Source organism: Trinickia sp. Z7, assembly GCF_056498045.1.
The window spans coordinates 492,123-517,002 of record NZ_JAUEQW010000001.1 but is presented as its reverse complement, the minus strand read 5'-3'; the positions used below and the strand labels follow the sequence as shown (position 1 = coordinate 517,002).

The window sequence follows — 24,880 nt, the reverse complement described above, 5'->3', positions numbered from 1 at the left end:
ATCGATCAAGCCTCGCGGTAGGTGCCTTTGGCCTTGGCCGCGTGCGCGGCCAAGAGGTCCATCAATGCGGGACTCAGGCAATCGTACGGCTCGAGTCCTTTCTCGCGCAGCGTCTTGCGCACGTCTGCCATCGCGGAGGGCGGCGTGCCGCTTTCGATGATGGACGAAACGAATGCGGCGAAACCGGGCCCTTCCCAGCCTGCGTCCTTCGACAGCTCGGTGTGAATGAAGTCCAGGCCGTAGAACGCGTGGTCCTTGTTCTCGATGCGCCCGAACAAATGCTTGCCGCAACCGGTGCAGGCATGACGCTGAATCAGCGCCGATTCGTCCACGATCTTGAGCTTTTCGCCGTGCGCCGTCACCGTCACCTTGTCGCGGGGCACCACGCCCACGACGGAAAACAGGGCGCCGGCGGGCTTCCAGCACTTCGTGCAGCCGCACGCGTGATTGAACAAGACTTGCGAATCGACGCGCACTTCGACAGGATCGGTTGCGCATGAGCATCGCAAGGTGCCGCCTTTGAAATCGCTCGCGCCCTTCTGAATGCCGTGGTCGACGCTAGGGTGAATTGCCGTGGTCATGACCTGTCTCCTGGTTGGGGTCAGTTGTTGTCGTTCGCGATCAATAGTGAACGACGGTGCGGATCGACTTGCCTTCGTGCATCAGATCGAACGCTTCGTTGATCTCGGCGAGCGATTTGGTGTGGGTGACGAACGGTGCGAGTTGAATCTTCCCCGCCATGGCGTCGTCCACCATGCCCGGCAACTGCGAGCGCCCCTTGACGCCGCCGAACGCGGTGCCGAGCCAGCGGCGGCCGGTGACGAGTTGGAACGGACGCGTGGAGATTTCCTGCCCCGCGCCTGCCACGCCGATGATGACGGACTGGCCCCAGCCGCGATGGGCGCATTCGAGCGCCGCGCGCATGACGTTGACGTTGCCGATGCATTCGAAGCTGTGATCGACGCCCCAGCCCGTCATCTCCACGATCACTTGCTGGATCGGCTTCTCATGGTCTTTCGGGTTGACGCAATCGGTGGCGCCGAATACGCGTGCGAGGTCGAACTTGCTCGGGTTCGTATCGATGGCGAAGATGCGGCCGGCCTTGGCCAGCTTGGCGCCTTGGATCACGGCCAGCCCAATGCCGCCCAAGCCGAACACGGCCACCGAATCGCCTTCTTGCACTTTGGCGGTGTTCTTGACCGCGCCCAATCCGGTCGTGACGCCGCAACCGAGCAAGCACACCTGTTCGGGATTCGCATCGGGGTTGATCTTGGCCAGCGAGACTTCGGCCACCACCGTGTATTCGCTGAACGTCGAGCAGCCCATGTAGTGATAGACCGGCTGGCCGTTGTAGCTGAAGCGCGTCGTGCCGTCGGGCATCACGCCCTTGCCTTGGGTGGCGCGCACCGCCACACACAAATTGGTTTTGCCGCTTTTACAGAAGAGACACTCGCCGCATTCGGCCGTGTAGAGCGGGATCACGTGATCGCCAGGTTTGACGCTGGTCACGCCTTCGCCAACCTGGACTACGATGCCGGCGCCTTCGTGACCGAGCACGGCGGGGAAGATGCCTTCGGGATCGTCGCCCGAGAGCGTGAAGGCGTCGGTATGACAGACGCCCGTGTGCGTGATCTTCACGAGCACTTCGCCCTTACGCGGCGGCTCGACGTCGATCTCGACGATTTCGAGGGGTTTGCCAGGCCCGAATGCAACGGCAGCACGTGATTTCATGTCAGTCCTTTGAGCAAAAGAGGGCAAACTCAGCCGGCGCTATCGGCGGCCGCTGAATCCGTTCAACGAAGATATGAGCGCACGAGGGAGACGACGTCATCGATCGATCCTTGCTGTGCACCGTTTGTTTGCGCGACATGCGAAAACTCTTCTCGTAAGTGGCTTTCGAGAACACCAGCCATCAATCCGTTGATGGCGCCGCGCACGGCGGCTATCTGCTGAAGAATCGGACCGCAGTCGGCACCTTCCTCGAGCGCGCGCTCGAGCGCGTCGATCTGTCCTTTCACGCGGCGCACGCGGGCCAGGACGCGCTTTTTCTCTGCTGCGGTGTGTGGCATTTTTATCGCTATCGGAACTGGGGTAGAGTATAAAGTAGCATACTGGGCGGCAGTATGAAAGCAGCAATTTGAAATAGACGCCGGTCTTGTTCGATGGCACACGTTCTACACGAATGCTCGCCGTTCACGCCGGCATTGCGTGGTGCGACGCAGTGCGCGAAAATCATCGGTCATCTACGGCTGATTGCATTTGCGTGAGGGCGGGGGCTGTGTCCTTCGCGGCGTTCCCGCCGTTGCGCGAACCTGTGTCATGACGGATGCCCGAATGCCGGATCGTGATTTCGTTGCCGACGCGCAGGCCCGCTTCAACGCGCTCGTAAATTATCAGGTCACGCTCGAATCGACCGCTGCGGGAGCCAAGCCGGTCGCGATAAGGTATAGCTATCGCAAGCCGGGTTTCGTTCGGATGGATTGCATCCGGCCGCATGCCGGCACGACCCTCGTCTACAGCCCTGAAACGGGGAAAGTCATGCTGTGGCCTTTGGGTTTCGGCCGGTTGCCGAAGCTCGAATTGAGTCCCGACAATCCGCTCATCCAGAGTCCGCAGGGGCATCGCATCGACCAGTCCGATCTCGGCGCACTGCTGGTCAATGTTCGTGAATTGCAACGACACGGCGATACGCAGGTCGTCGGCGTGAAGACGATCGGCATGCGCCTGGCCTCGCATGTGGTCGTGACGCGTGGCCCGGGCGAGCGGGTGGCGGGTGTGTGCCGCTATGAATTGTGGTTCGATGCCGGCCTCGGGCTGCCGGTCAAGGCGGTGAGCGAGGGGGCGTCGGGCGAGCCGATCGAGACCGTGCAGATGGAGGATTTGAGGATCGACGTGCCCGAGTCGCAACTCGGGCGGTTCGGCTAGCCGAGGGCCCCTTACATCGGCGGCTTCACCCCGTCTTTCTCCACCACGATGCGTTGCGCCGTATACGCCGATCCCATCGGGCTCGCGACGACGAACACCTGCTTGCCCGCCTGCAGATCGCTGCGTGTCGCCGGTGCGAACGTGACGACGGGCACGTTCTCCGGCACCGTCACCGCATTCGCGCCGCCCTTGTACGAGAGCTTCAGGTTACGCCCGTCGGTGCTTTGCACGACCTCGTCGACATTCGCGTTGGTCATCGAGCTGTTAGGACCGAGATCCCACGCGTAGTGCCCCTCGCCGGTGCCGCGCGCGGATTCGGGGAAGACCAGCACTTCGGTTGCGGTCAGCTTGCCGTCCACGCCCGTCATCGCCGCCGTGCCGACGAACGAGCCGGGCTTGATGTCTTGGAGCTTGATGTTTTTCAGCGCGGTGATGGGCGTGTCGCCCTTCAACGAAATCTTGACGGTGTCGCCGCTGCGGCGATGCACGGTGAGGGTGTCGGCCGAGAGCGCGACGATGTCGCCGCGAATGCGCGCCGGTTTTGCCGGCGTTTGCGCGAGCGCGGCGCAGGTGATGGAGGTCAGCGTCATCGTGACGACACTGGCGGTGAGTTTGATGCGAATCGACATGAAAGCTCCTTGAGTTGTCGAAGGTGGTAGGACCGCAGGCCTTAGGAACCGCCGAACCAGTTGTAGCCCTGGTTCTCCCAATAGCCGCCCGGATATTCGTTGGTGACGGTGATGGCGACGATATGCTTGGGGTTCTTGTAGCCGAGCTTGGTAGGCATGCGCAGCTTCATCGGAAAGCCGTACTTCGGCGGCAAGATCTGGCCGTCGTAGGTGAGCGTGAGCAGTGTCTGCGCGTGAAGCGCCGTCGGCATGTCGATGCTCGTCGAATAATTGTCGGCGCAGTGAAAGGCGACGTATTTCGCGCTCGTATCCGCGCCGGCGCGGGCCAAGAAATGCGCGAAGCGCACGCCGCCCCACCTGCCGATCGCGCTCCAGCCCTCGATGCAGATGTGCCGAGTGATCTGTCTTTCTTGCTGCATCGCATGCAACTCGTCGAGCGTCCACACACGTTTGCCTTTGACGAGGCCGCCGATCGTGAGCTTGTAGCTGGAGGGATCGACTTGCGGCACTTCATCGATGTCGTAGAAGGCGTTGAACGGGAACGGCCGAGTGATCATCGACTCGGGGTAAGTCGGCGCGAGTGCATTCGGATCGAACAAGAGCGCTTGGACGTCGTCGTTGAACCTCGACATTTTGCGCAACATCGCGTTCACGGACTTGTCGTCGGTGATGCTGCAGCCCGAGAGCAACGCGAGGCCGCCGAGCGAGACGATGCGCTTGCCGAACAAGCGGCGCGCGGGCGCTTTCAATTCTTTCGCCGCATCCTTGATGATGAGTTCGGCATCGGGCCTGGATCGAGTCAGTTTGAATGGCATGGATCGAATATCCGTTGGCGCGGCGTTACCGTCCGCGAATCATGAGCGCGAGCGAACGCGGCACGAGCGCCACCATGGCCACATGCACGACGAAGAACGCCACGAGAAAGCTCATGGCGAAAAAGTGCACGACGCGCGCATTGTCGTAGCCGCCCATGAGCGTTCGCAGCAGCGGGAATTGCACCGATTTCCAGACGACGAGGCCGGAAAGAATGACGATCGACAGGTCGACGATTACCGCGAGATACGCGAGTTTCTGCAGGGCGTTGTAGTGTGTGAGATCGTCGTGCCCCAGTTTGCCGCGCAGGGCGGCGTTCGCCTCGTTGAAGAGCGTCTTCGGGCTCAACGGGAACATGCGGCGTCGCAAGCGTCCGGTTGCGACGTTCATCGCGAGATAGACCACGAAGTTGACCACCAATAACCACATCGCCGCGAAATGCCATTCGGTCGCGGCGCCGAGCCAGCCGCCCAATGTCACGGCGGACGGAAACGTCAGGGCTTGGAAAAGCGGCGATGCGTTGTAGATCTGCCAGCCGCTCGTCACCATGATTACGATGGCGAGCGCGTTGATCCAATGAGTGACGCGCAACCAGAGCGGCTGGATAGGGTGCGGCGTGGGTGTTTGCACGGCATGCCTCGCATTCGATCGAGCTAAAACGCTTGACATGGTAGAAGCGCAGCCCTGATCGATCGATGACCCGTCGATGACTTTTTTGTCATGAACGAATAGCTTCGGCACGCGGTCGCTAGAATGTCGCCAATGCAATCAAGGCTGCGCCAGCATGACCATCCTCGTGATCGAAGACGACCGCAAGACCGGCGACTATCTAAAGAAGGGCCTGACGGAATCGGGCTATCAGGTCGACCTGGCGCGCAACGGCGCCGACGGTCTGCACCAAGCGCTCGCGAACGCGTACGAAGTCATCGTGCTCGATGTGATGTTGCCCGGCATCGATGGCTGGCAGATCATGGCGGCGCTGCGTGCCAAGCGTGACCTGCCTGTCATTTTTCTTACGGCGCGAGATCATGTCGCGGATCGCATCCATGGGCTCGAGCTTGGCGCGGACGATTACCTCGTCAAGCCGTTCTCGTTCACCGAACTGTTATTGCGCATACGCACGTTGTTGCGGCGAGGCGTCATGCGCGAATCGGATACGTTCAAGGTGGCGGACCTGCATGTGGACGTTTTGCGGCGCAAGGTGACGAGACAAGGCATCGACATCACCTTGACCAACAAGGAATTCGCGCTACTGCATTTGTTCTGCAAGCGCCCAGGCGAGGCATTGTCGCGCACGTTGATCGCTTCGGAAGTGTGGGATATGAACTTCGACAGCGACACCAACGTGGTCGATGTCGCGGTGAAGCGCCTGCGCGCCAAGATCGACAATCCATTCGACCTCAAACTGATTCATACCGTGCGCAGCATCGGCTATTCGTTCGGGGAAACCGCGTGAGACGGCCCGCACGCTCGCTTGCGATTCGCATTGCGCTTTCGTTCGCCGCGATCGTCTGCGTCGTGGTCGGCATGGTGGGGGCAGCGCTGTACCATGCAACCAATCGGGCGTTGTCCACGCGCGCCGACTATCAACTGATCGGTCGCGTCGAGCATTTTCGTTCGCTGTTGCACGATCTGTACACGATCAACGAAATCGAAGCCCGGCCTCGGCTCTTCGAAACGATGCTCGGCGACAGCCAGGACGTGATCATTTTCAGGCGGGCAGGATCGGCCCCGATCATCGATGTCAATCCTGAACATATGGCGCTGCCGCCGCTCCATATCGTGCCGGTCTCGCAGCGTGTCGGACTCGATGCGCTGTACGAGGGTGAGCGCCCCGACGGCGTGCGCATGCGCTGGGTCGCTGCCCAGGCGCAGATCGGCGATGACGGCGATAGGGTGCAGATCATCGCCGCCCATGTGATGACGCAAGAAGCGCGGGTATTGTCGATCTATCTGCGGCGCGTATGGGCCACCGTGATCTGCGCCGTGCTCGTGACCCTCGCGCTCGCGTACTGGGTCACGAGCCGTGGGCTCATGCCGCTGAAGCTGATGGCGGACAAGGCTGCCGAAATTTCTCCGAACCGTATGTCCACACGACTCGATGTGGCAGGGGCGCCGGCGGAGTTGCAAAGCCTTGCGGCCTCGTTCAATGCCATGCTCGATCGCCTCGAACATGGTTACGAACGGTTGTTGCAGTTCTCGGCCGATCTTGCCCATGAGTTGCGCACGCCCATTGGCGTGCTCATCGGAGAAACGCAGGTCGCGCTCGCGAATGAGCGCAGCGTAGCGGAGTATCGCAGCGTGCTCGAATCGAATTTGGAGGAATTGGAGCGGCTCGCGCGCATCGCGCAAAACATTCTGTTCCTGGCGCAGGCCGATCACGGGCAGCAGCCTCTCGGGCGCGAGCGCATCGATATGCGCAGCGAGATCGAGACGATCGTCGAATATTTCGATGGGATCGCCGACGAGCGGCGCATCACGTTTCGGATCGACGCCGACGGCGAGATGGCGGCCAACTCGATCATGTGTCGCAGGGCGATCGGCAACGTCGTGGTCAACGCGGTGCGCTATGCCCATGCGGGCACGACCGTGCAGATCGACGCGCATGCCGATGCCTCGGGCGCGCGCATCGTCATCGGCAATTTCGGGCCGCGTATCGAGCGCGAGGAACTCGCACGCCTGTTCGACCGCTTCTATCGCGGCGATGCCGCGCGCAGCGAGTTCACCGAATCGAGCGGGCTGGGGTTGGCGATCGTGCAGGCAATCATGCGGCTGCACGGCGGCGGCGTATCCGCTGATTGCTCGGCCGACGGGTGGATCGAGTTCACGCTGAGCTTTCCGCGCGAGTCGCGCGCGGTCGGTGCCTAGGTGCGCTGCCACTGCGGGGCCGGGATGCGCCATGTGCGAGCGCATGTGCCGATGCCGTGCGGCCTAATGCGAACGCGAGGTCGATCTTCGCGAGCAGGCTGCGGGCAAGCTTCGAGGCGAATCGTTGTATGAGCTTGTCCGTTAGCCGCGACAGCAGGTAAGACGCGGCCAGCGTAACGGCGAGCGCGGCAACGAACGCAAGCACGGAAAGCGCTGGCCCACGCGCGGCAAGCACGCGAGAATCTCTGAAGAGATAAATCGCTGCGAATGCGAACAGAAAATGCCACAAATAGATGGCATAGCTTTCGCGCCCGATGGCGCCCGCGATGCGCCCCACGAACCGCTGCCGCTGGCTGGCCGTCGAGCAGAACACGAGCAGCAGCGCCGCGGACCCGCATGCTGCGCAGACGGGTGCGTACTCGTTCGCCAGTCCGATCCAGACGCCGAACACGGCGGCCAGCATGGCGCACAGCGCCGTCATGCCGAGCGCTATGCTCTTGCCCCGGCTGCCGAGTGTGGCGTGCCCGTTCAGATAGGGGCTAAAGAAGTGCCAGCACCAAATGCCGACGAGAAAGCAGGGGACTTGCACAGGCGGCCAGAAGTAGAAGAACGAGTTGTTTTCGACGTTGCACGACAGGTCGCCGTCGCAGGATCCGGATGACACGAATGCCGCGCACAGGAGCAGCAACACCGAGGTGATCGCAAGCAGCCTGGCTCGCGTCGTGGCATAGAAGAAGATGACCGGCGCGATCGAATAAAACGCCATTTCGACGCCGATCGACCATCCGCCCGGAACCACGTTGTTGATCGCCGAGGGCGACAGGGCATGCATGAAGAGCACATTCAATACGACGTCTCCCACATCGTGCCGGCCGAGAATCGAAGCGTGATCGGGCGTGAAATGGTACGTGTACCAACTCATTGCGCCATACGCCAAGATCGCAGCGTAATAGAGCGGTGCGATGCGAAAGAATCGTTTGATGTAAAAGCGCGCCGTGATATGGCTGGCCGCTCGATATCGCTCGCGGTCGGCGGCGAGCGTCATGAAGATCGTAATGGCGCTGATGACGAAGAACAATTGCACGCCGTATTGACCCATGCGGGCCAGCACCGTGGCCCATTGGGGCAGATGGGGAAATTGAAATGACAAATGAACCGCGACGACGGCAATGATGGCAATAGATCGAGCTTGATCGAGACCAGAGATCCTTTCTCGCTGCATCCTTTCTCCTTCGGAATGATGTGAAGAAATGCTTCAATGCTTCGAAGGCGCTGATGGACGCAGGAATTGCGCCAGTCGATCGTTGGCGAAGGTGAGCATGGTAGAAGGGCCATGTCTTGGGGCCCCAGGGCTCATTGTCGACTCGAGCGCCGATGCGATCGCCCCGGTGCGGGCGATGCAAATCAAGGATTCCGCTGAAAGAATTTCAATCGATGGGCCGATGAACCGATGAACCGATGAACCGATGAACCGATGAACCGATGAACCGATGAACCGATGAACCGATGAACCGATGAACCGATGAACCGATGAACCGATGGGCTCAGCGTGTCGATCCGAGGCTGCCGATACGATACTCGGGCAGCAGTTGATCCGCGCGGGGGGAGTGCGGTCGACCTTTCGTCTTGGTGCGATACGCTGAAGTTGCCTCCTTGCCGCACCAAGGCACGATGAGGTCCGGATTGGACGGATGCTGCGGCAAGTAGGCGGTGAGGTCGTACACCACGCCGTTTATCGCCATCCAGCAGTCGGACGGTGTGCCGTGCCGCGCCACCTCGACCAGCGTCCACGTCTTCTCCGTTGCGACGGCACTCGCTTGAGGCGCGTCGCGAGGGAGCCAGACATCCGCGGCCCAGAATGTCGCGATTGCTAGCCAAAACACGGCCGTGGAGAAAATGAAGAGTCTGCGCATCGTCAGCGGAAATCGAAACGCTCGTTATGGATGCATCGCGGGGCAACGCCAAGCTCGACCAATCGCGCACTCAGCGCGTCGACCATGCCCGGCGGTCCGCACAGATACACGTGACGTTCGGGGAGCCGCTCGACCTTCGCCAGCAGCGCCGCGGCATCGGGCGGCGAGTTGCCCGTGGCTTCGCCGATGAGTTCGAACTTCGCATCGGTGGCGGCCAATTGGCCGAGTTCTTCAAGGAAAGCGGCGTCGGCCGCGGTGCGGTAAAGGTAAATCAGCGTGGTGGGTTGCGTGCGCGGCTGAGCGCGCAGCGCGGCGATGAATGGGGTGATCCCGATGCCGCCGGCGATCCAAAGCTCGGGACGATCGGCGCTGTTCGAAAGGAAGCGTCCGAAAGGCCCTTGCAGCCGAAGCAGCACCCCCGGCTCGAGCGTTTGCAGGCGGTGCGAGCACTGACCGAGCGCCTTCACGGTCAGCCGGAGGCGGCGCCCCGGATCGATGCGGCTCACCGTGAACGGGTGATACTCCCCGCAACCGCGGAAGTGCGAGCCCTGGCCGAAGGCGGCCAGCACGAACTGGCCCGGCGCAACGGTGAGTGCGGCGGCGCATGGGGCGACGGTGGCTTCGACGGTGTCCGCCGCTGGATTCGTCACCGCAATGACTCGGTAGGGGCGTGCGGCGAACCCGAGATCGCTCACGACGAAACGCCAGCCAAGAGCAAGAATGCCAACGAGTAGCAGGCCCAGTAACGGCTCTGGCTCGCCTAGCAGCACCCAGGCATGCGCAAACCCTAAAACCGTGCCCGCGCCGAGCACGGTATGGAGCCTGCGCCAGCGGCGGTAAGGCAGTCGGGAGTCGAATGTTGCGGTCAGCCCGAGCATGAGAAGCACGAGCGCGCCCCAGCCTAGCCAGACCGGCCACGCCTGCAGCCACGGCGCGAGCGATTGCCACGCCACATGAGGCGATTCTGCCCAACCGTTCACGGCCAGGGCGAGCGGATGCAAGAGCAGTGCGAGGTACGCGAGCACGCCGAGCCGGTGATGCCAGGTGTAGCACCGTTCGAGTCCGCCCAACGCGCCGGTGAAATGCGGCTCGCGTACCACGAGCAGCGCCGTGGCGGCCAACATGCCCGTGCCGACCCACGCGCTGACGATCGCCACGTCGCGCGTCCACGATAACTCGCTCGCGAACGCCCACCACGCAAGCAACAGGAGCGCCCCTGCGATGACGGCGGGAATCGTCAGGCGTTCTCGCCAACGTTCGAATCGGTTGGCGCTCATTGCAAGCGGCCCCGCGCGCGTAGTTGTTCGCAGCCGGAGTCGGGACGAGGCTGGAGCGAAACGCCTGCTTGGCGCGCGCGTTCGGCGATGGCGGCATGATGCTCGGCTTGATACGCCTTGCATTGATCGTACGAGGTGAAGCTGCGCATGCGACGCTGATGTTCTTCTCGTTCCTGTGGCGTCATGAATTGCCAGCCGTAGGTGTTAGGGGACGACGCGTGCCATGGGCCCGCCAACGCCGCGGGCAACGATAAAGCCAGCAAAATGGCAAGCGCGGTCAGGCGGGCGAAGCGCTCCTTCGAATGGACCATCTAGTCCCTCCCCAACGGGCTGAGTCGCTGGCAGCCCAGCGTCGATCGAGGCGGGTTCGAACTCGAAAACGATGGCGCGATCAAGGGCCCGGATAGCCGCGTGTCACGCTGTGTGGGACTCATCGCTGTACCTGAACGTTTCGTGACGAATGAGTGCTCGGCATTGCTCGAAGCAGCACGCTCCTGCGCCATCCGGCCCATCTGGAACCTGAGCAAAATGCGTTCGGGCGTCGACGCCTTACTCGGCGCGCACGACGAACGGAGCGCTTGGCTGACTCGGCTTTTCATATCGAATCATAGGAGGCGCGTCCGGCTAGGCCTTGACTGAGGTCAACGGACGCCGGCGCCGGTGACGAGTGCTTGATTTGCGTCAACGGCGGCGTTTCAGGTGCGCGTAGCCTGAAATATGAAACCCGAAAAGGTGTCTCTCTGTTTCGCGATCAGCGCAGAGCGGAAGCAGATCCGCGGCGCCTATTCGAATGTTGCTAGCGCGTGCCGTGGCGGGCAGGCTCCAAGTGAGGCAATGCGATGAAAACGCTAATCTTCTTGATTGCGCTGTTCGTGTCGGTGGCGGCTGCCGCTCAAGGCAACGCTAGCCAACATTTGTTGATCGGCGATACCGACGTGCATTACGGGTTCGTCCCATACACGACGCTCGGCGCTCGCCAACCGTCGCATCCAGCGCCTACGGCCCACGGCGGCGTGACAGGGAAACGGCACAAATATCACCTCGTTGTTGCCCTGTTCGATCATAAAACGCACAGACGAATTTCGGACGCCAAGGTGACAGCGGCGGTGCGAGAGTTGGGCCTGAGCGAGGCGCGCCACAAACTTGAGCCGATGGGCAGCGGCGACTCCGCGACGTATGGGACCTACTTCAGATTGAGTGGCCCCGGCCCCTATCGAGTGAAGCTCGAAGTCAGAAGGCCTGACCGTTCCAGAACGGCGTCGGGCCAGTTCGAATACCGGGTGCGGTAAATCGCCGCCTGCGCGCGGGGCCGCCTTGCGGCGAGTGGCTGCAGGCCAGGCCGAGCGACGCAGGCGCATCGCTCGACCCAACGATCAAGATGAAATCACCGCGTCCATCCACGCACCGATCTCCTGACTGCTCATGACGCCACTGCGTCGATCGACCTCGTTCCCGGCGCGAAACAAGACCAGCGTCGGAATGCTGCGAATTTGAAATTGCGTGGCGATCTGCGGGTGCGAATCGGTATTGAGCTTGCCGAACAGGATACGGCCTTTGAGCTTGACCGTCGCCGCCGATAGCTGCGGCGCCATCGCGCGACACGGCCCGCACCATGGCGCCCAAAAATCGACCAGCACCGGAAGATCGTTCCTGCCGATGAATTGGACGAAGCCGTTCGCGTCCAGTTGCACGGGTTCCGAGGGGAGCAGCGGGTCGCCGCAAGCACCGCATACGGCGCTTGCATCGAGCCGCGCCGGCTCGATGCGGTTGACTCTCCAGCAACGGCTGCAGACGATATGCATGATGCCTCCTTAAATGCGCGCAAGCGTGCCATGCCCAATTGCAGGCCATGCAGCCGGTGGCCTCGATGCGCGCGCGGTATCAAGACTTGAGCTTCTTCGCCCCCAGCAGATCGAGCAGCAGGCGTTCATAGGCCGGCTCGGTCGAGCCTGTGCGCATGCGGTGCAAGAAGTACTTCTCGAAGCCGATCTTGGCCAGATGCACCCATTTTCCCTCGCTGGACCAGTTCAGGTTGCGCGGCGGAATTTGCGGTAGCGCGACGAACGCCACGCCGCGGTCACCGAAGTCGGCGAGGCATATCGCGTTCCAGGTCGCGCGCGTCTCGGGTTCCTTGCCATCGAGCGCAGCGCGGAGGTTTTCCGCCGTGGCGCTGACCATCGACTCGATCATGAAGCCGGTCTTGGGCACGCCCGTCGGTATCGGGGTCGCTTCTTGCGGCGCGATCGCCACGCATACGCCGATCGCGAACACGTTGCGGTACGTGGGGTTGCGCTGGAATTCGTCGATGATCACGAAGCCCCGCGGGTTCGTGAGTTTGTCGATACCGGCCACCGCATCGACTCCCTTGAATGCGGGCAACATCATAGAGAAGCGAAACGGCAGCTCGTGCTTGCGGCGCTCCTGGCCTAGATCGTCGTGCTCGGTGACGAACACGTGGCCCGCGTCCACTCGCGTGGTCTTCGCATTGCAGATCCATTTGATGTCGTGCTCGCGCATCGTCGATTCGAGCATGCCTTTCGAGTCGCCCACGCCTCCGAGGCCCAAATGCCCGATATACGGCTCCGGCGTCACGAACGTCATCGGCACACGGTCGCGGATCTTGCGACGGCGCAGGTCGGCATCCATGATCATCGCGTACTCGTACGCCGGTCCAAAGCAAGATGCTCCCTGCACCGCGCCGACCACGATCGGGCCGGGATCGGCGACGAACGCATCCCACTTGCCGGCCGCTTGCTCGGCGTGATCGATCTGGCAGATCGAAACCGTATTGCCCTGTGGCCCCAGCCCTTCGACTTCATCGAACGCCAGCTTGGGGCCCGTTGCGACGATCAAGTAGTCGTAGGGGAGCGTTCTGCCGTCCGCAAGCTCGATCTCGTTGCGCTCGGGATGGACGCGCTTCGCGCCGGTAGCGTCGAAGGCGATGTCCTTCTTGTCCAGCACGGGCTTGAGCTCCACGCTGACATCGTCGCGCGATCGCCAGCGAACGGCGACCCAAGGGTTGGACGGCACGAAGTGAAAATGCGTGTCGTCGGAGACGAGGGTGACACGGTCCTGCGCGCGAACGGCTTTGCGCATCGCAAAGGCCATGGACAGGCCGCCGAGTCCGGCGCCCAGAATGACGATTTGAGCCATGTTGCCTCCTTCTCGAATGCGCCACAGGGCGCATGAATGTCTCGACCGGCGCCCGTGCGACGCCGGCTCGCGATTACAGCGCGCTAATGCAGTAGCGCATTGATCGTTTCAAGTTGAGCCTCGTCGAGTTCGCCCGCGGCGGCCGCGAGTCGTAGACGATCGAGCACGACCTGATAGCGCGCGGCCGCAAGATCGCGCCGCGTGCCGACGAGCGCCTGCTCGGCGTTGAGCACGTCGATCGAGGGACGCTCGCCCGCTTGAAATCCGGTGCGGTTGGCGTCGAGCTGAAGTTCGGCCGATCGCAACGCTCGACCCAGCGCTATCACCTGGGCCTGGGCGCTTTGCATGCCGAGAAAAGCCTGGCGCACCTCGCGCGCGATGGACACGCGCGCTGCATCTTCGTCCAGGCCCGCGCGGGTCAGCAAGGCGGCGCTTTCTTGCGCTTTCGCGCTGCGCAGGCCACCCGTATAGAGCGGAATGGTGACCATGATTCCCACCACTGCGCTGTTGCTGCGCATCGAGCTGTTTCCGCCGTAGCCCGCGCCGTTGATCCGGTCGCCTATATAGGAGGCGAACGCGTCGACCGTCGTGCCTGCACCGGGACGATAGCGCGAGGTTTCGGCTCGAGCGCTGTCGATGCCGAGCTTGCGCAGCTCGATGAGCGGATTGCCGGTCATGGCGCGGGATTGCCAGTCGCCCAGCTCGCCGCTACCCATCGATTCGACCGCGGCCGAGCCGGCGAGCGGACGCACGGCGCCTTGGGGGGCGCCCGTCAGGTCGTTCAACTCACCGCGTTTGAGCTCGAGCGTCGTTTGCGCGGCCAGCATCTGTGCTTGGGCGAGATCGGCGCGCGCCTGGGCGTCCTTGATGTCGGTGATCGGCGCATCGCCCGTGTCGAATCGGCCTTGGGCGACGTTGCGCGCTTCGAGCGCCGTATCGCGGATCGATTGCAGCGCCGCCACGTCGTCTTGCGCGGCGAGCACGCCGAAATACGCTTGCGCAACTTGCAGCAGCAGCGTTTGGCGCGCAACCCGCAACGAGGCGTCGCCGGCGTCGGCCGCGTCGTTCAGTTGCCGCGCGTCCGCGTTTTTGGTTGCGCTGTAGAGATTCTCTTTGATCGTGATCGCCCACCCCGCGCCGGTCGCACCTGCGGCGCGCGTATCGAAAGCAATGCCGTTGCTCGCCCCGAAGCCGCCGCCTGCGAAATGCGCGCCGGTCGTTTCCTGATCGATCGCACCGTAGCGCACATTCCCCGTTGCGAAGATTTGAGGCAGGTAGCCGGCGCGGCCTTGCTTGCGCTTGGTCGCGTCGGCCTGGTTCTGCGCGAGGGCAGCGGCGTACACCGGATCGTGCGCGAGCGCAGCCTGCGCGGCGCTCAGCAGGTCCGTTTGCGCGTGGGCGGGCGTGCTCGCCACGACGAGCGCGAACGCCCACGCCCTGGCGCCGTGCCTCATCTTGTTCACCGCTCGGTTCGCGAAGTCATCGTCCGCCCCTCATGCGCCCGCACGCAAACCGAGCTTGCGCATGAAAATTTCCATCGGGCACCACCGTGTAAGGCCGCTTTGCAGCAAATTGGCGCCGACGAACACCGTGCCCCACAGCCACCACGCGCTCACGTAGAGCGGGCTTGCCGGAGCGCCGAGCGCGAGGGTGACGAGCACGAACAGGCCCGCGAACACTCGGGTGATTTGCCAGGAAGTCATGATTGCACTCCTTACGGGTTGACAGTGGAGGGCGGCGTGCCGCCTAAACGCCGCCGGTACGCCGTGTAATAGAGCAGGGGTATCAATACGAGCGTGAGCAGCGTCGAGACGAGGACCCCGAAGATCAGCGACACGGCTAGACCGTTGAAGATCGGATCGTCGAGGATGAAGAGCGCGCCGATCATCGCGGCGAGCGCGGTGAGCAGGATCGGCTGAGCGCGCGTGGCGGCCGAATGGACGACGGCGTCGCGCAAGGGGATGCCTTCGGCGACCTGCAGATTGATGAAATCGACCAGCAAAATCGAGTTGCGCACGATGATGCCCGCCAACGCGATCATGCCGATCATCGAGGTCGCGGTGAATTGCGCGCCTAGCAAAGCGTGTCCCGGCATCACGCCGATGATGGTGAGCGGGATCGGCGCCATGATGATGAGCGGCGTCAGGTACGAGCCGAATTCGGCCACGACGAGCAAGTAGATCAACATCAGCCCCACGGCGTAGGCGACGCCCATGTCGCGGAACGTTTCGTAGGTGACCTGCCACTCGCCGTCCCATTTGAACGAGAACGCTCGATAGGGATCGTCGGGTTGCCGGACGAACCATTCGCCGAGCTTGCCGCCCCCCGGCGCGGCAAGCTTGGCGAGCCTGCTGCGCATTTCGAACATGCCGTAAAGCGGGCTGTCCACCTTGCCGGCCATATCGCCCACGACGTAGGTCACGGGCAGCAGGTCCTTGTGGTAGATCGGTTGCTCGATTCGAGCGTCCCGCTCGCGGATCACCGAGGACAGCGGCACCAACTGGCCTTGGCCGCCGCGCACCGCGAGGGCGAGTAGCGCCGAGGCATCGCCGCCCAGGGTCGCGGGCAGCGCCAGACGTACGGCGGCAGGGTACTTGGCGCCGTCGCGAAGGTACGTGATTTCCTCGCCGGTCAGTCCCGCCCGCAGGGTATGAGCGACGTCCTGCTGCGAGACGCCGAGCAGGCCCGCCTTGCGCCGGTCGAGTTCGAAGTTGCGTTGCGGTGCGTCGGCGACCGTGCTGTCGTCGACGTCGACCACGCCGGGCGTCGCGGCGAACACAGTGCGAATCTCGTGCGCCACGGCGTCGCGCTGCGCTTGCCCAGCGCCGTACACCTCGGCGACGATCGGGGCGAGCACGGGCGGTCCGGGCGGCACTTCCACGACTTTGAGGCGTGCGCCATTGCGCTCGGCGATCTTTTCGAGCGCGGGCCGCACCGATCCCGCGATCGCGTGACTTTGCCTGCGGCGTTGGGATTGGTCGACGAGATTGACCTGGATGTCGCCTACGTTCGCGCCGGCGCGCAGATAGTATTGCCGCACGAGGCCGTTGAAGTTGATCGGCGCCGATAAGCCCGCATAAGCCTGGTACGTCGCTGTCTCGGGCACCGTCGCGAGATACGCGCCCATTTCATGCAGGACGCCTGCGGTGCGTTCGAGCGGCGTGCCGGCAGGCATGTCGACGACCACCTGAAACTCGGATTTATTATCGAACGGCAGCATCTTGAGCACGACCCATTGGACCGCGGGCAATGCGAGCGATAGGGCGATGGCGCCTGCCACCGCGAGCCACAGGAGCGAACGGTTGCGGGCGCCGCGCGCATCGTCGAGAAACGGTGCGAATAGCCGGCTGAAGAAGGGCAGCATCTTCGTTCGTAGTTTCTCCCTCGCGCTTTGTGCGCCGTTGGCTTGCGTGCCGTGCTGTGCATGCGCAAGCCAGGTCCGCGAGAGCCAAGGGGTGACGATGAAGGCGACGGAAAGCGAGATCGCCATGCCCATGCTCGCGTTGATCGGGATCGGGCTCATGTACGGCCCCATCAGCCCAGTGACGAAAGCCATCGGCAGCAGCGCGGCGATCACGGTCAGCGTGGCCAGAATGGTGGGGCCGCCCACCTCGTCGACGGCATGCGGGATGATGGCGGCCAGCGGCGTGCCGGGTTGAAGCTGATGATGGCGATGGATGTTTTCGACGACGACGATCGCATCGTCCACGAGAATGCCGATCGACAAGATGAGCGCGAACAAGGACACGCGATTGAGCGTGAAACCCCATGCCCAGGAGGCGAACAGCGTCGCAGTCAGCGTCAGCACGACCGCCACGCCGACGACGAGCGCCTCGCGCCAACCGAGCGCGAACAAGACGAGCACCACCACCGACGTGGTTGCGAAGGCGAGCTTTTCGATCAGCTTCATCGCTTTCGCATTCGCCGTGACCCCATAGTCGCGGGCGACCTCGATCTTGACGTCGGCTGGAATCACGGTGTTGCGCAAGGCGTCCACGCGTTGCAAGACGTTTTTGGCGACCGTTACGGCGTTCTCGCCCGGCTTTTTGGTCACGGCCACGGAGATCGCGGGATACTCCGCTCGATGCGCGCCCGCGACGCCTTCCCACACATAGTGTGTCGCCGCCGGCGGGCCTTCCTCGACGGCCGCGACGTCCGAGACGAACACGGGGTGGCCGTTGCGGACGGCGACGATCACCTCGCCCACGTCGCGCGCGTTGGCCAATACGGGCCCGCTCTCGACGTGGGTGCTGCGATTTTCCCTGACGAGATCGCCCACCGTCGCGCCGGCATTGGCGGCCGAGAGCACGCGCTGCAAATCGTCGACGGTGACGCCCGCGGCCCGCATGCGCGCGGGATCGAGCAGCACGTTGACCGCGCGCTGCGGGCCGCCGATGGTCGTCACGTCGCGCGTGCCGGGTACGCGCTTGAGGTCGGCTTCGATGGAATGGCCGACGCGCTCCAAGTCGTACGCGTTGCCGTCGGGGCGCGTGCTATAGAGCGTCAGGACGACGATTGGCACATCGTCGATGCCTTTGGGCTTGACGAGCGGGGGCAAGACGCCGAGATTCCTCGGTAGCCAGTCGGCATTGGAAAACACGGTGTCATACAGGCGCACGAGCGCCTCGGTGCGCGGCACGCCCACCTTGAACTGCACGGTCAATACGGCTAACCCTGGGCGCGAGACCGACATCACGTGCTCGATGCCGCTGATCTGCGACAGCACCTGCTCGGCGGGGCCGGCCACCATGCGTTCCACGTCGTGCGCGCTGGCGCCGGGGAACGGCACGAGTACGTTGGCCATCGTCACGTTGATCTGCGGCTCTTCTTCGCGCGGCGTCATCGCCATGGCGAACAGGCCGAGCAGGAGAGCGACGAGCGCAATGAGCGGCGTGATCCGGTTCTGCAGGAAAAACGAGGCGATGCGGCCCGACACGCCGAGTCTCGATTCGTCTCTCGTCATGGCGTGGCCTCGCGCCTCAAGGTCTTGCTGCCGCCAGCGGGTCCAGCGCGATGCGCTCCCCCGCCGACAGCCCCGCGAGAACTTCGACCCGGTCGGCGTGCGTTTCACCGAGCCGCACCTGGCGCAGCGTGGCGCTGCCGTCGCCGGCGACGACATACACGGCCGTGACCTCGGTGCGGCGGACGATGGCGGCAAGCGGGACCATCAAGCGCGGGCGCGGGGCGCCGACTAGGAAGTGGGCGCGTGCGAACATGCCCGGGCGTGCCGCCGCGGCGGCCGTCACGGGCAACCCGAGCCGCACTTTCACCGAGTCGCTCAGCGGATCCGTGACCGGCAGAACCGTGACCGATGTCGCGGTTTGCCATTGCAGCGCAGCGGGTGCGTCGGGCAACTCGATACGTACGGGAGGGTTGCCGCTGGTCAGCGCGGCGGCGCGCGCTTGCGGCACGGTGGCGACCGCGCGCAGCGCCCCCGGGTCGAACAGCGTCACGAGGGGCATGCCCGGCATCGCCATCGAGCCCAGTTCCACCTCCACGCCGGCGATCGCGCCGGCGTACGGGGCGGCGATGCCGTGCAGCGAAGGTCCGACGGCGGCTGCGCCCGCATCCGCCTGCCTGGCCAGTGTCATGGAAGAAGCCGACTGATAGCGCGCTTTTGCGCGATCGAGCGCGGCTTGGCTCACGTACTGCTTGTCGAACAGAAACTGAGCGCGCTCCAACTCGCGCCGGGCGACGTCGCGTTCGGCCTGGGCCGCCGCCGCCTGGGCGCGCACCGCCGCCAATTGCTGGTCGACGGCGCGCTGATCGACCGATAGCAGCTTCTGCCCCGCGCTCACGCGGTCGCCCGCTTTGACGTAAAGACCCGTGATGCGCCCGGCGACCTGCGCGGCGATCGTGGTTTGCCGGGTCGATTCGATCACGGCGTCCGCAACGATCTCGTCTGCCACGGGCGTGAGTTCGACCGTGAGCGTGACGAGCTTGTCGGCATGGGCGCCCGTCATGCCCACGCTCAAGCTGGCGACTACGGCCGCCACCGCTACCACTGCGAGGGGGCGCAAGCCGCGACGCAGCGGCGTGGCGGCGCGCTCGTCCGGTGCGCAGCGCCGCGTCAAAGCTGTGCGCAACGTTTGTCCGCTGAGACGGGATGCGTCGCACGCCTGCGGTTGGTGTCGATAGGTCATGTTAGAGCAACGATGAGCGACGAAAGTGCCGGCACGCGGCCGGGCGCATAAACGCAGCCCATTCGCCGCAAGTCCCATCTTCGGCCCGCCCGTGCCGTTGCCTTTGATCGAGGTCAACGATAGCGCGCGCCAATGTTCGCCTTCATACGGCGAATGCCGCCGCGGCGGCGAACGAGCGGCTCACGCTAGCTCTGGCATACACTTGCGCTTACAAATGAGGTTCGTCTTGATTCGACCAAGGAGGCTCCATGGAATACGTGGTGGGTGTCGATATCGGCACGCAGAGCACAAAGGCGCTGCTCGTCGACCGTGATGGCGCGATCCTCGCGCGGCATTCGGCCGGTTATCAGCCGGATATGCCCAAGCAGCTTTGGGCCGAGCAATGGCCCGCCGTCTGGTTCGACGCCGTGGTCGAATGCGTCGCCGGGTGTGTCCAAGCGGCGCGCGAGCAGGGCGTGGATGCATCGGACATCCGCGCCGTCTGCGTGAGCAGCCTCTACGGCGGGTCTGGCATTCCCGTCGACAGCGAGATGCAGCCGCTGCACCCCTGCTTGATTTGGATGGACCGCCGCGCGACCGAGCAAGTGGAACGCGTGCGCGCGGGCGTCGATCTGGACCGTCTGCTCGCCGTCACGGGCAACGGCGTCGATAGCTACTACGGTTTCACGAAGATGCTATGGCTGCGCGACAATCGGCCCGAAGTCTGGGAGAAAACGCGCCATTTCCTGCCGCCGAACGCCTACATGATCTATCTGCTGACGGGCGAGATCGCCGTCGATCACAGTTCGGCCGGCAACATCGGCGGCATCTACGATGTCGCACGGCGCGACTGGTCGCACGAAATGCTCGACATGCTCGGCATTCCCGCGAAGATGATGCCCGAGCGGCTCGTCGAATCGACCGACGTCGTCGGCGGCTTGCTGCCGCAATGGGCGCAGCGGCTCGGCCTCGCGGCAGGAACGCCGATCGTCGCGGGTGGCGTCGATGCCGCGGTCGCGACGTTCGCGGCGGGGGCGACGCGCGTCGGGCAACATGTCGCCATGATCGGCACGAGCATGTGCTGGGGGTACATCAATCAAGCGGTCGATGCGCGTCATGGGCTCGTGAGCATGCCGCACGTATTCAACGGCCGCCGCGACCTGTACGTGTTCGGCGGGGCAATGGCCGCGGGCGCGTCCGTCGCTTGGTATCGCGATCAGTTCTGCCACGAAGAGATCGAAGCCGCGCGCGCGCTCCCGCACGGCGATCCGCACGTGTTGCTGGAAGCGGCGGCCGCGCGCGTGGCCGCCGGTTCGGACGGCGCGCTCTTCCTGCCGTATCTGATGGGTGAGCGCAGTCCCGTGTGGGATGCCAAGGCGAGCGGCGCCTTCGTCGGGCTCAGTCTCGGGCATACGCGCGCGCATCTGTATCGCGCCGTGCTCGAAGGCGTCGCATTTGCGCTCGAGCACAACATCGAGGCGGGCCGCCAAGGCGCGCAAGCGCTCGACGACAAGCTGATCGTCGTGGGCGGGGCGGCGTATTCCAGCTTGTGGATGCAGATCATTGCCGATGTCACGGGCTATCCTGTTTTCACGATCGAACAGGAAGTGGAAGCCGCCATGGGCGCGGCGCTCTTGGCTGCGTTCGGAATCGGGCTCGTTTCCGAGGAAACCGCACGTGGCGGGTGGTCCAAGCTGGTCGAGCGCGCCCGTCCCGATCCCGCGCGCCGCTCGCTCTACTCGGAGCGTTTCGAGGTTTATAAGGGCCTTTATCCAGCGCTCAAGCCTTTCATGCACAAGCTGCGTGCGTCGTGAAGCCTTGCGCCGAGCGGCGAATGGACGGCGTGTAAGCGTAGCCGCCGAAGATAGCGCATGGGGAAAAGGGCGATTCGCGGCATGAAGCGGGCATCACGGGCGTCACTGGCGTTCAAGACGCATCGGCCGTGCGTCGAGATACTGGCCTCCTTACGCTTACGTTGAAGGGAGGCTACATGTTGCAAGGCTATTCGATTCCGCGCACGCCCGCGGGGCGCTCGTCGCTCGCCCCGCGGCCGCCCTGGCACTACACGGGTGAGGTGCTCGCGGTCGAGTTCTGCGCAGATGCAATCGCGACCGCCGCTTACCTCCCGCCGGGCCTGAGCCCCGCGACGGGCGTGCGTGCGGGCCGCTGCGCGCTATATTTCTGCGACTGGCAGTTCGCCACCGACGCCGGCCAGGAGTATCTCGATCCGTTCGCTAGTCAATATCGCGAAACGATCCTGTTGATTGCATGCGAGCGCGACGCCGAACGCGCTTCGTTTTGTCCGTATATCTGGGTCGACCAAGACCTCGCGCTGATGCGCGGCTTGATCCAAGGATGGCCCAAGCAATTCGGGCGCACGGGCATGACGCGGTGCTACGGCTCGCAAACGCCGGCGGCCCCTTGCGCATCGGCCGGCGGCCGTTTCGGCGCGGCGCTGACGTTTCGCGAACGCCGTGTCGCCGAAGCGCAAATCACGCTGCAAGGGCAGAGCCATCGATTGCCCGATCCGGGTTTCGCCTCGACCTTCAACGTGCGTCACTTTCCGCGCTTGAACGCGGGCCATCACGACGACGCGGCCGTGCACGAGCTCGTTCAGTTGCGCGCACGCGACGTATCGATCGAGAATCCGATGATCGGCACGGCGTCGTTGACCTTGTTCGACCATCCCGGCTTGGAGTTGGCCGCTTTTGCACCGCTCTCGGTCGGGGAGGGATTTCGCATGACAGTCTCGTTGACGATCGACGACCTGCAAGTGGTCGAAGACTATACGAGGTCAACCCGATGAGCGAGAATCGGCGCAGCGCGGCGGCACGCTGGCTCGGCCGTCGGCCGGGCCGATAGCTGAACGATCCGTTGGCCGGAGGCTTCATGGCGATGACGAGTTTCACGTGGTACTGCGGGGCGACGCTACCGGGCGACGTGATGACGGCCGCTTTGGAGGCGTATCAGTTCGAACCGCATTTCCACGATGCCTGGTCGATCGGCGCGATCGTCGCGGGCTGCTGCACGTTTTCGTATGAAGGCGGCATGCACGTCGCGCGGCAGGGCGAGCTCGTCGTCATCCCGCCGCTCGCCGTGCATACGGGCGGGAGTTCAGAAGGCCCGCTCTCGTACGCCATGGCGTACCTGCAACCGAGTTGGTTCGATGCCCATGCGGCGCTGGTGCACGGCGGCGAGGCGGTGCGGTTTGCCGATGTCGTGATTGCCGACGAGCCGCTGTGCCGCCGCGTAGCCGCATCGCTCACGCGTGCCGATCTGGACGATGGAACACGCAAGCGCGCGATTTCGGCCGCGTTGTTCGAACTGCTCGCCAAGCACGCGACGCCTGCAGACGCCACGGCGTCGGTGCGAGGCGAAACCGATGCTTGCGCACAATTGCAAGCATCGTTCGACCGCCATGACCTATGCAAGGCCGATGTAAGCGCCCTCGCGCAACGCTGGGGCATGCACCGCACGACGTTGAGCAAACGATTCGCGCGGCGCTACGGTTTGCCGCCCGACGCGTGGCTGCGCAATTGGCGGGCGCTGAAAGCGAAATCGCTGATCGTCGAGGGCATGCCGCTCGCCGATGCCGCTGCGGCCACGGGCTTCGCCGATCAAGCGCACCTCACGCGCGTATTCAAGCGCATTCATGGCGCGCCGCCGGGGGCATTGAAGCGGTCGCCGGCCGAGCCCGCGGCGACACGCGAGGGTAGCGCCGCGTCAGACGTCGGCATGCTCGATGAACGCAAAACAAACAGTTAGGCGGGCTCAGGACTCACACATCGCCCACATATTCGCCACGGGCCGGATAGTCGTTCTTGATGACGAAATCGAGCGCCTGTGTCATCTCGGCGAACGAGGGCCGAACGAACGGCATCGACTGAACCGACAAGTAGTAGATGCTGCGATCGGGGCGAACCAAAAACACACCGGGTTCGGAGAACAGCGCCGGCTCTTCGATGCCGATGGAGGTCTTGCCGCGCGATGCCGAAATGTAAAGCCCCCAGCGCCGTGCGGTGGCGAGCGGCAAGCCATGGCCGATGCGTAGCTGAGACGCGCCCACTTTCGCGGCCATCGCTTGCGCGCGCGATTGATCGTCGGTGCTGATCGCGATCGTGCTGACGCCGCGTTCGGCGAAGGCCGGCGTGAGGCGTTCCAATTCCTTCAAATAATTTGCGCAAATCGGGCAGTGCAGGCCTCGGTAAAAGCAAACGAGGGTCATGCGCTCTGGCTTTTCCCCGGTTAGGTCGAAGCGCCCGTGAGCCAGCGTATCCACAGATAGCTCGGGCGCGATTTGGCGAGGGACAAGCATGGGTCGACTCCTTTTGAAGATGTGTCGGAAACAAACGATGACGTCAGTGTTGCAGATTTACAGTCATGTTGAATCCAAATATCATGATCGAAAATCTTGTGCTGGGGATCGCCCGTGGATCGACTTTCTGCCTTTTTCGATGCTTATCCGCTCGAAGTTCATGTTCCCGCGCACGCGGGGACGAGCGAGCACGAAGGCCCGAAGCTGTATTTGCTCGGCGACGCGAGCGGGCGCCTCACGCAAGTCGTGCTCCTCGTGCGCGGCGCGGCCGTCCCGGCCGAGGCGCTGACGGTTGTCGAGGTATCGTTTGGCGGCAGCGACAACCCGTTGCTCGGCACGCTGCCCGATGCGTTGCATCTACCACTCGAGGACGATCGAACGGGTGTCGGCCACCTCGCCCGCACCTTCATCGACGAGTTGGCGAGCGAGCGGTGCGGCCATCGGCACGCGTTGCACCGTCTGGGAGAAGTCATCGTGCTGATGATGCTGCGCGCGGCGATCGAACGCGGTAGCGCGAGGCCGTGCCTGCTCGCGGGACTCGCGCATCCGCTCTTGCGCCGCGTGTTGGTGGCGGTGCACGAATCGCCCGCGCACCCCTGGACCGTCGAAGAACTGGCGCAAGTCGCGGGGCTTTCGCGCAGCCATTTCATGGCGTTGTTTCCGAAAGTCGTCGGCGCAACGGCCATGTCGTATCTCACGAAGTGGCGCGTGCGTTTGGGCCAGCGCGAATTACGCCGCGGCAATATCAAGGTCAAAGCGGTGGCAAGGCGCGTCGGCTTCGCCAGCGCGGAGGCGTTTTCGCGTGCGTATCAACGTGAATTCGGCCGGCCGCCGGTGGACGATATGCGCGTGTGAACGTCGGCAA

General features: G+C 63.8%; 25 protein-coding genes. 8 read left to right on the top strand and 17 right to left on the bottom strand.

Going from position 1 to position 24,880, the window contains the following annotated elements:
• Nucleotides 1-5: 5 nt before the first annotated feature.
• From gfa to frmR, 3 genes are all read right to left on the bottom strand, one after another.
• Nucleotides 6-581 carry an S-(hydroxymethyl)glutathione synthase gene (gene gfa / locus QQS38_RS02315; RefSeq protein ID WP_479643746.1) on the bottom strand — a complete coding sequence of 192 codons (576 nt, stop codon included), beginning with the start codon at nt 579-581 and terminating at the stop codon, nt 6-8.
• 40 nt (nt 582-621) lie between these two features.
• Nucleotides 622-1,731 carry an S-(hydroxymethyl)glutathione dehydrogenase/class III alcohol dehydrogenase gene (locus QQS38_RS02310; RefSeq protein WP_479643745.1) on the bottom strand — a complete coding sequence of 370 codons (1,110 nt, stop codon included), beginning with the start codon at nt 1,729-1,731 and terminating at the stop codon, nt 622-624.
• A 62-nt stretch (nt 1,732-1,793) separates the two neighbouring features.
• Nucleotides 1,794-2,069 (bottom strand): formaldehyde-responsive transcriptional repressor FrmR, encoded by a 276-nt coding sequence (gene frmR / locus QQS38_RS02305; protein WP_102612368.1) that lies wholly within the window; start codon nt 2,067-2,069, stop codon nt 1,794-1,796.
• Nucleotides 2,070-2,334: 265 nt separating this feature from the next.
• Between frmR and QQS38_RS02300 the strand changes: the two genes are divergently transcribed.
• Complete coding sequence (locus tag QQS38_RS02300) at nt 2,335-2,925, top strand: DUF1571 domain-containing protein (protein WP_479643744.1); 591 nt, start codon at nt 2,335-2,337, stop codon at nt 2,923-2,925.
• Nucleotides 2,926-2,936: 11 nt separating this feature from the next.
• On the opposite strand, the gene QQS38_RS02295 is transcribed toward QQS38_RS02300, so the two are convergent.
• Genes QQS38_RS02295 through QQS38_RS02285 form a run of 3 tightly spaced genes read right to left on the bottom strand, consistent with a single transcriptional unit; the run spans nt 2,937 to nt 5,036 of the window.
• A complete protein-coding gene (locus tag QQS38_RS02295; protein WP_479643743.1) occupies nt 2,937-3,554 on the bottom strand; it encodes a hypothetical protein in 618 nt (205 codons plus the stop codon).
• Nucleotides 3,555-3,595: 41 nt separating this feature from the next.
• Nucleotides 3,596-4,369, bottom strand: a complete 774-nt coding sequence (locus QQS38_RS02290; protein WP_479643742.1) for a molybdopterin-dependent oxidoreductase — start codon at nt 4,367-4,369, stop codon at nt 3,596-3,598.
• Nucleotides 4,370-4,394: 25 nt separating this feature from the next.
• Nucleotides 4,395-5,036 (bottom strand): cytochrome b/b6 domain-containing protein, encoded by a 642-nt coding sequence (locus QQS38_RS02285; protein ID WP_479643741.1) that lies wholly within the window; start codon nt 5,034-5,036, stop codon nt 4,395-4,397.
• A 115-nt stretch (nt 5,037-5,151) separates the two neighbouring features.
• Here QQS38_RS02285 and QQS38_RS02280 point away from each other — a divergent pair, with 115 nt between their 5' ends.
• Nucleotides 5,152-5,823: a heavy metal response regulator transcription factor gene (locus QQS38_RS02280; protein ID WP_479643740.1), complete on the top strand. Its 672-nt coding sequence runs from the start codon at nt 5,152-5,154 to the stop codon at nt 5,821-5,823.
• Nucleotides 5,820-7,235, top strand: a complete 1,416-nt coding sequence (locus QQS38_RS02275) for a heavy metal sensor histidine kinase (RefSeq protein WP_479643739.1) — start codon at nt 5,820-5,822, stop codon at nt 7,233-7,235. Before QQS38_RS02280 ends, QQS38_RS02275 begins: the two co-directional genes overlap by 4 nt.
• Here QQS38_RS02275 and QQS38_RS02270 read toward each other — a convergent pair.
• From QQS38_RS02270 to QQS38_RS02255, 4 genes are all read right to left on the bottom strand, one after another.
• Nucleotides 7,192-8,457: an acyltransferase family protein gene (locus QQS38_RS02270; protein WP_479643738.1), complete on the bottom strand. Its 1,266-nt coding sequence runs from the start codon at nt 8,455-8,457 to the stop codon at nt 7,192-7,194. The two genes, QQS38_RS02275 and QQS38_RS02270, sit on opposite strands and share 44 nt — an antisense overlap.
• 322 nt (nt 8,458-8,779) lie before the next feature.
• Nucleotides 8,780-9,148: a cytochrome b5 domain-containing protein gene (locus QQS38_RS02265; protein WP_479643737.1), complete on the bottom strand. Its 369-nt coding sequence runs from the start codon at nt 9,146-9,148 to the stop codon at nt 8,780-8,782.
• Between the two features lie 2 nt (nt 9,149-9,150).
• Complete coding sequence (locus QQS38_RS02260) at nt 9,151-10,425, bottom strand: ferric reductase-like transmembrane domain-containing protein (RefSeq protein ID WP_479643736.1); 1,275 nt, start codon at nt 10,423-10,425, stop codon at nt 9,151-9,153.
• The gene (locus tag QQS38_RS02255; RefSeq protein ID WP_479643735.1) at nt 10,422-10,736 is read right to left on the bottom strand and encodes a hypothetical protein; all 315 of its coding nucleotides are present in this window, start codon (nt 10,734-10,736) and stop codon (nt 10,422-10,424) included. Before QQS38_RS02255 ends, QQS38_RS02260 begins: the two co-directional genes overlap by 4 nt.
• A gap of 528 nt (nt 10,737-11,264) precedes the next feature.
• On the opposite strand from QQS38_RS02255, the gene QQS38_RS02250 reads away from it, so the two are divergent.
• A complete protein-coding gene (locus QQS38_RS02250; RefSeq protein WP_479643734.1) occupies nt 11,265-11,714 on the top strand; it encodes a hypothetical protein in 450 nt (149 codons plus the stop codon).
• An 84-nt stretch (nt 11,715-11,798) separates the two neighbouring features.
• Here QQS38_RS02250 and trxC read toward each other — a convergent pair whose 3' ends face one another.
• From trxC to QQS38_RS02220, 6 genes are all read right to left on the bottom strand, one after another.
• Nucleotides 11,799-12,227, bottom strand: coding sequence for a thioredoxin TrxC (gene trxC, locus QQS38_RS02245; RefSeq protein ID WP_479643733.1), 429 nt, complete (start codon nt 12,225-12,227; stop codon nt 11,799-11,801).
• A gap of 79 nt (nt 12,228-12,306) precedes the next feature.
• On the bottom strand, nt 12,307-13,578 hold the full coding sequence (locus QQS38_RS02240) for an NAD(P)/FAD-dependent oxidoreductase (protein WP_479643732.1): 1,272 nt from the start codon (nt 13,576-13,578) through the stop codon (nt 12,307-12,309).
• 83 nt (nt 13,579-13,661) lie between these two features.
• Nucleotides 13,662-15,032 carry a TolC family protein gene (locus QQS38_RS02235; protein ID WP_479644081.1) on the bottom strand — a complete coding sequence of 457 codons (1,371 nt, stop codon included), beginning with the start codon at nt 15,030-15,032 and terminating at the stop codon, nt 13,662-13,664.
• A gap of 39 nt (nt 15,033-15,071) precedes the next feature.
• Entirely contained in the window at nt 15,072-15,281 is a 210-nt protein-coding gene (locus QQS38_RS02230) for a YgaP family membrane protein (protein WP_277427804.1), read from the bottom strand.
• A gap of 11 nt (nt 15,282-15,292) precedes the next feature.
• The gene (locus QQS38_RS02225; protein ID WP_479643731.1) at nt 15,293-18,541 is read right to left on the bottom strand and encodes an efflux RND transporter permease subunit; all 3,249 of its coding nucleotides are present in this window, start codon (nt 18,539-18,541) and stop codon (nt 15,293-15,295) included.
• Nucleotides 18,542-18,557: 16 nt separating this feature from the next.
• On the bottom strand, nt 18,558-19,721 hold the full coding sequence (locus QQS38_RS02220) for an efflux RND transporter periplasmic adaptor subunit (RefSeq protein WP_479643730.1): 1,164 nt from the start codon (nt 19,719-19,721) through the stop codon (nt 18,558-18,560).
• A 248-nt stretch (nt 19,722-19,969) separates the two neighbouring features.
• Between QQS38_RS02220 and QQS38_RS02215 the strand changes: the two genes are divergently transcribed.
• The 3 genes from QQS38_RS02215 to QQS38_RS02205 all read left to right on the top strand — a co-directional run bounded on the left by QQS38_RS02215 (nt 19,970) and on the right by QQS38_RS02205 (nt 23,465).
• On the top strand, nt 19,970-21,514 hold the full coding sequence (locus tag QQS38_RS02215) for an FGGY-family carbohydrate kinase (RefSeq protein ID WP_479643729.1): 1,545 nt from the start codon (nt 19,970-19,972) through the stop codon (nt 21,512-21,514).
• A 176-nt stretch (nt 21,515-21,690) separates the two neighbouring features.
• Nucleotides 21,691-22,506 carry an acetoacetate decarboxylase family protein gene (locus QQS38_RS02210; RefSeq protein WP_479643728.1) on the top strand — a complete coding sequence of 272 codons (816 nt, stop codon included), beginning with the start codon at nt 21,691-21,693 and terminating at the stop codon, nt 22,504-22,506.
• 83 nt (nt 22,507-22,589) lie between these two features.
• Complete coding sequence (locus QQS38_RS02205) at nt 22,590-23,465, top strand: helix-turn-helix domain-containing protein (RefSeq protein WP_479643727.1); 876 nt, start codon at nt 22,590-22,592, stop codon at nt 23,463-23,465.
• 13 nt (nt 23,466-23,478) lie between these two features.
• Here QQS38_RS02205 and QQS38_RS02200 read toward each other — a convergent pair whose 3' ends face one another.
• Nucleotides 23,479-24,015 carry a peroxiredoxin-like family protein gene (locus QQS38_RS02200; RefSeq protein WP_479643726.1) on the bottom strand — a complete coding sequence of 179 codons (537 nt, stop codon included), beginning with the start codon at nt 24,013-24,015 and terminating at the stop codon, nt 23,479-23,481.
• A 114-nt stretch (nt 24,016-24,129) separates the two neighbouring features.
• Here QQS38_RS02200 and QQS38_RS02195 point away from each other — a divergent pair, with 114 nt between their 5' ends.
• On the top strand, nt 24,130-24,870 hold the full coding sequence (locus QQS38_RS02195) for a helix-turn-helix transcriptional regulator (RefSeq protein ID WP_479643725.1): 741 nt from the start codon (nt 24,130-24,132) through the stop codon (nt 24,868-24,870).
• The last annotated feature ends 10 nt before the right edge of the window (nt 24,871-24,880 follow it).